This is a genomic window from Brunnivagina elsteri CCALA 953 (assembly GCF_002289455.1).
Taxonomy (GTDB): Bacteria; Cyanobacteriota; Cyanobacteriia; order Cyanobacteriales; family Nostocaceae; genus Brunnivagina; species Brunnivagina elsteri.
On sequence record NZ_NTFS01000484.1, the window covers coordinates 1 to 4,422 of the forward strand.

Annotated in this window: 4 protein-coding genes and 1 pseudogene; 2 read left to right on the forward strand and 3 right to left on the reverse strand. The window is 40.9% G+C overall.

Annotated elements, in window-relative coordinates:
• A partial coding sequence (locus CK510_RS26865) for a class I SAM-dependent methyltransferase (RefSeq protein WP_143289457.1) occupies positions 1 to 336 on the reverse strand: 336 nt, incomplete at its 3' end.
• A gap of 94 nt (positions 337 to 430) precedes the next feature.
• Between CK510_RS26865 and hemH the strand changes: the two genes are divergently transcribed.
• A complete protein-coding gene (gene hemH / locus CK510_RS26870; RefSeq protein WP_095724576.1) occupies positions 431 to 1,597 on the forward strand; it encodes a ferrochelatase in 1,167 nt (388 codons plus the stop codon).
• 215 nt (positions 1,598 to 1,812) lie between these two features.
• Here hemH and CK510_RS33685 read toward each other — a convergent pair.
• Positions 1,813 to 2,625: pseudogene (locus CK510_RS33685) on the reverse strand (ISKra4 family transposase); the annotation flags it as partial.
• Positions 2,626 to 2,771: 146 nt separating this feature from the next.
• Between CK510_RS33685 and CK510_RS32075 the strand changes: the two are divergent.
• Complete coding sequence (locus tag CK510_RS32075) at positions 2,772 to 2,915, forward strand: hypothetical protein (RefSeq protein WP_158224971.1); 144 nt, start codon at positions 2,772 to 2,774, stop codon at positions 2,913 to 2,915.
• Between the two features lie 112 nt (positions 2,916 to 3,027).
• On the opposite strand, the gene purB is transcribed toward CK510_RS32075, so the two are convergent.
• The gene (purB, locus tag CK510_RS26885; RefSeq protein WP_095724579.1) at positions 3,028 to 4,323 is read right to left on the reverse strand and encodes an adenylosuccinate lyase; all 1,296 of its coding nucleotides are present in this window, start codon (positions 4,321 to 4,323) and stop codon (positions 3,028 to 3,030) included.
• Between the last annotated feature and the right edge of the window lie 99 nt (positions 4,324 to 4,422).

A 4,422-nucleotide genomic window follows, 5' to 3' on the forward strand; every position in this document is an offset into this window, starting at 1 on the left:
AGTATGAACTAAATCGAATTCATTTTCACTAAAAGGTATTTTTTCCGCAAGCGCCTGCACATAGTTTGCTTGGGGGACATTATGTTTAGCTCTTTGTAAAGAGAGCGGAGATGCATCTAAACCGATAACTTGTTGAGAATTATTAACAAGAAATTTTGTTGCTTGACCACTGCCACAACATAAATCTAAAATCTTTGTATCTGAGCAAATTATTAAGTCTTGCAAAGCAAGCTGTCGAAACTGGTTCTCGCCACCGACAGTAAGGGATGATAAATGAGCAATCGCATCATACAACCATTGATAGCGGTAGCTCAAATCTCGCAAAATTGTAGCCATTGCTTAATTACCTGTAAAGAACTTATATATTTAATAAAGATATATTGTTAAAATTAGTAAAAAACCTGAAAGAGATTGGGGGAAGAGAATTACTATGGGTCGTATAGGTGTATTATTACTCAATCTTGGCGGTCCTGACAGACTAGAAGATGTTGGACCATTCCTTTACAACTTGTTTTCCGATCCGGAGATTATTCGCTTACCATTTCCTTGGTTGCAAAAGCCCTTGGCATGGTTTATTGCGACACGGAGAACATCGCGATCGCAAGCGAATTATAAGAAAATTGGTGGTGGTTCTCCTTTACGAAGGATTACAGAAGCTCAAGGGCAAGCATTGAAGGAACAATTGCTAGCTTTGGGGGAAGATGCAGAAATTTATATTGGAATGCGGTATTGGCATCCATACACAGAAGAAGCGATCGCACGGTTGACCCAGGATAATATTGATGAATTAGTAATTCTCCCCCTGTATCCACAATTTTCCATCAGTACCAGTGGTTCCAGTTTTCGCTTATTGGAACAGATGTGGAAAACAAATCCCCAGTTACAAAAACAAAAATATACCGTCATCCCATCCTGGTACAAACAGCCCGGATACCTGCAAGCGATGGCAGAACTCATCGCCCAAGAACTCGATCAGTTGGAAAACCCGGACGAAGGGCATGTATTTTTTAGCGCTCACGGCGTACCGAAAAGCTACGTAGAAGAAGCCGGAGACCCATACCAGCAAGAGATTGAGGAATGTACGGAATTAATTATGCGTACCCTGAATCGTCCGAATCCTCATACCTTAGCTTATCAAAGTCGCGTTGGTCCGGTTGAGTGGTTGCAACCATATACTGAAGATGCGATTGAAGAATTAGGTGAACAGGGTATAAAAAATCTAGTAGTCGTCCCTATTAGCTTTGTCTCCGAACACATTGAGACATTGGAAGAAATCGACATTGAGTATCGGGAATTAGCGGAAATCGCAGGTATAGATAACTTCCGTCGGGTTCCAGCATTAAATACCCACCCAGTATTTATTCGAGCTTTGGCAGACTTAACGATGGATGCGATGAAATCCCCCAGATTGGATTTATCGCAAGTCAGTCAAATGAAAAAAAATGTGAAAATGTATCCTCCCGAAAATTGGGAATGGGGTATTACCAGCAGCGCAGAAGTTTGGAATGGACGAATTGCCATGCTTGGATTTATCGCTTTGTTGTTTGAGATGCTAACTGGGCATGGATTATTACATGCGAGCGGTATATTGCATTAGAACTATTAGTTTTTTTTAAGCACAATTAACCAATAGTATTTTATAAGGTGGGTAAAATGCCTGCCTTTTTTATTGGGATAATTTCTCTGTTATTTTGGCGCATTAATTATAGTTTGGTAGATTGGATACATTAGAAACCTAGTTTCTCCCCCATATAAAATCTCAAATCAGTACCAAAAGACTCAGAAACCGGGTTTCTCGCACCACGAAAAAACTAGAGTTTCATCAACTTTTCCTTGCCAAAGAAAAGTTTCCGCAGTTTTGAGTCGCTTGAGAGAACCACCAACTTTATGTAGATTTTCAATCAGATGAAACCAATCTAAAATCTCCCGTCTTTCTCCAGGACAATTAAATTGGCGAATAATCTTCCAAATCCCTGGATGTCCGTCACCTAAACAGGTTAATGGTTCTGCCAAATGTTGTTGATTTACCCAATCGATTAAAGCTTCATTTTCACCCAATCTAGCTACTTTTATTTCTTGGTTGATGCAGATAGCTTTATAGTCTTTCCAGATGCATGGTTCTCCTTTTTGTTCAGTCCTAAGCCTTACCTTTCCTCCGTCCACGCTAATTTCTTCTATTTCTTGTTCGCATCCTATTTCAGAAAACTCATACCGCTGAACGATTCTTTGTTGTGTGTTAGCAGAAATAGACATGCCGGTATATTTATAAATATCTTTTGCTGCATTTTCATAGGAGACATTCGCACTTGCTCTCAAGCAACATTGCTCTAAATAAGGACTTATTTTTTGATTGTTTTCTAGTTTTAACTTTCGTGCTTGTTTCTCACTGACTGGTAATTCTCCGAGAATACTAGGGAATTGTTCTTACTCGTCCGGATGAAGTTCCTGTTGCTTCTTTGAGAAAAAAACCCCTAATTCTGGCGTAATATATTCTAAAGTTTGCGCTCTGATTGTTTTTTCAATCCCGGCTAGACTCTCTAATTCTTCAGTCTCTGCTTCTTGATACAGAATTTTTGCTACGGCTTGAAGATGTTCCTGGAGTTTTTTCTGATTAGCTGGTTTCATTGTTGAGTAAGGATTGATTTCTTCCTCTATTTTCGTTGATTCTGCCACTCTTAAATAGTTCATGTGTTCTAGCAAGGTTGACATGCTCCCCTCGCGTTTTGGGAGAAATTGGGTTTCTGGTTTATCCCAACGATTAGAGATTATGCATGGGGGAGAAACCCAATTTCCTGAGTTTTTCTGGCTTTCAAGACAGTCGCTACTCGCGTTTTGGGAGAAATTGGGTTTCTGGTTTATCCCAACGATTTGAGATTATGCATGGGGGAGAAACCCAATTTCCTGAGTTTTTCTGACTTTCAAGACAGTCGCTTGTATCCCACTTCTGAATAAAAGGACAAGGGGATTAGGGAACTATAAATTACCCAATGCCCAATGCCCAATACCCAATGCCCAATACCCAATGTCCTAAATCCCTAACCTTTTATACACCTCATCTAAATGCTGGAGATGGTGCTGGGGATCAAAGCAAGCATCGACTTCTGCGGGTGATAATTGCTCCTTGACTCGCATATCATTGCTAACTAAATCGCGGAAATTCCCATCGATTTTATTCCAGGCAAGATGTGCGTTTTCCTGGACAATCTTATAAGCATCTTCCCGACGCACTCCTTTCTCCACCAGGGTTAGCATTACCTTCTGGCTGAAAACAACACCACCATAGCAATTCAAATTTCGCGCCATATTGTCGGGATAAACCAACAGATTTTTCACCAAATCAATGGTTTCCATAACCATAAAATGGGTCAAAATACAAGCATCCGGCAACATTACCCGTTCTACCGAACTATGGGAAATATCTCGTTCGTGCCAAAGTGCGACATTTTCCAATGCCGCGATCGCATAGCTACGAACCATACGTGCCATTCCCGTCAACCGTTCAGAACGAATTGGGTTGCGTTTGTGGGGCATTGCGGAGGAACCTTTTTGCCCTTTGGAAAAATATTCTTCGACTTCGAGAACATCGGTTCTTTGTAAGTTGCGAATTTCCACAGCAAAGCGTTCGATGGAAGCCGCAAGTAATGCCAATTGTTGCACATACTCAGCATGTATATCCCTGGAAATTACCTGAGTTGATGCCAGATCGGGTTTTAGTCCCAATTTTTCACATGCTAATGCTTCCACACGGGGTTCGATGTTGGCATAGGTTCCCACAGCTCCGGAGATTTTGCCAACGGCAGTTGTTTTGCGGACATTTAGTAAGCGTTCCTTATTTCGTAATACTTCCGCTAACCAACCAGCCAACTTAAAGCCAAAAGTCATTGGTTCAGCATGTACACCATGCGATCGCCCAATCATCACTGTATAACGATGTTCGCCAGCTTTCTCGCGAATTACCGTAATCAAATCTTCCAGTCGTAGCAAAATCAAATCTAAACTAGTCACCATTTGCAGCGCTAAAGCCGTATCTAGCACGTCGGAACTAGTCATACCTAAATGAATATAACGTCCTGCATCCCCGACGTACTCATTAACATTCGTTAAGAAAGCAATGACATCATGGCGAACTTCTGCTTCAATTTCTAGTACCCTTTTGGGGTCAAAATTTGCCTTTGCCTTAATTTCTGCGATCGCATCGCTGGGAACATAGCCAAACTCAGCTTGAGCTTCACAAACGGCTATTTCCACATCTAGCCAGGTTTTCAACTTGTAGGTATCTGTCCAAAGATTGCCCATCTCAGGCAAGGTATAACGCTCTATCACAGTTTGCTATCTGATTACAATTTCATATTTTACCTTTACTATACTAAGAACGGGTTAAGAATATACTTTCAAATACCTTAAAAGCTTTTAGATACTTCC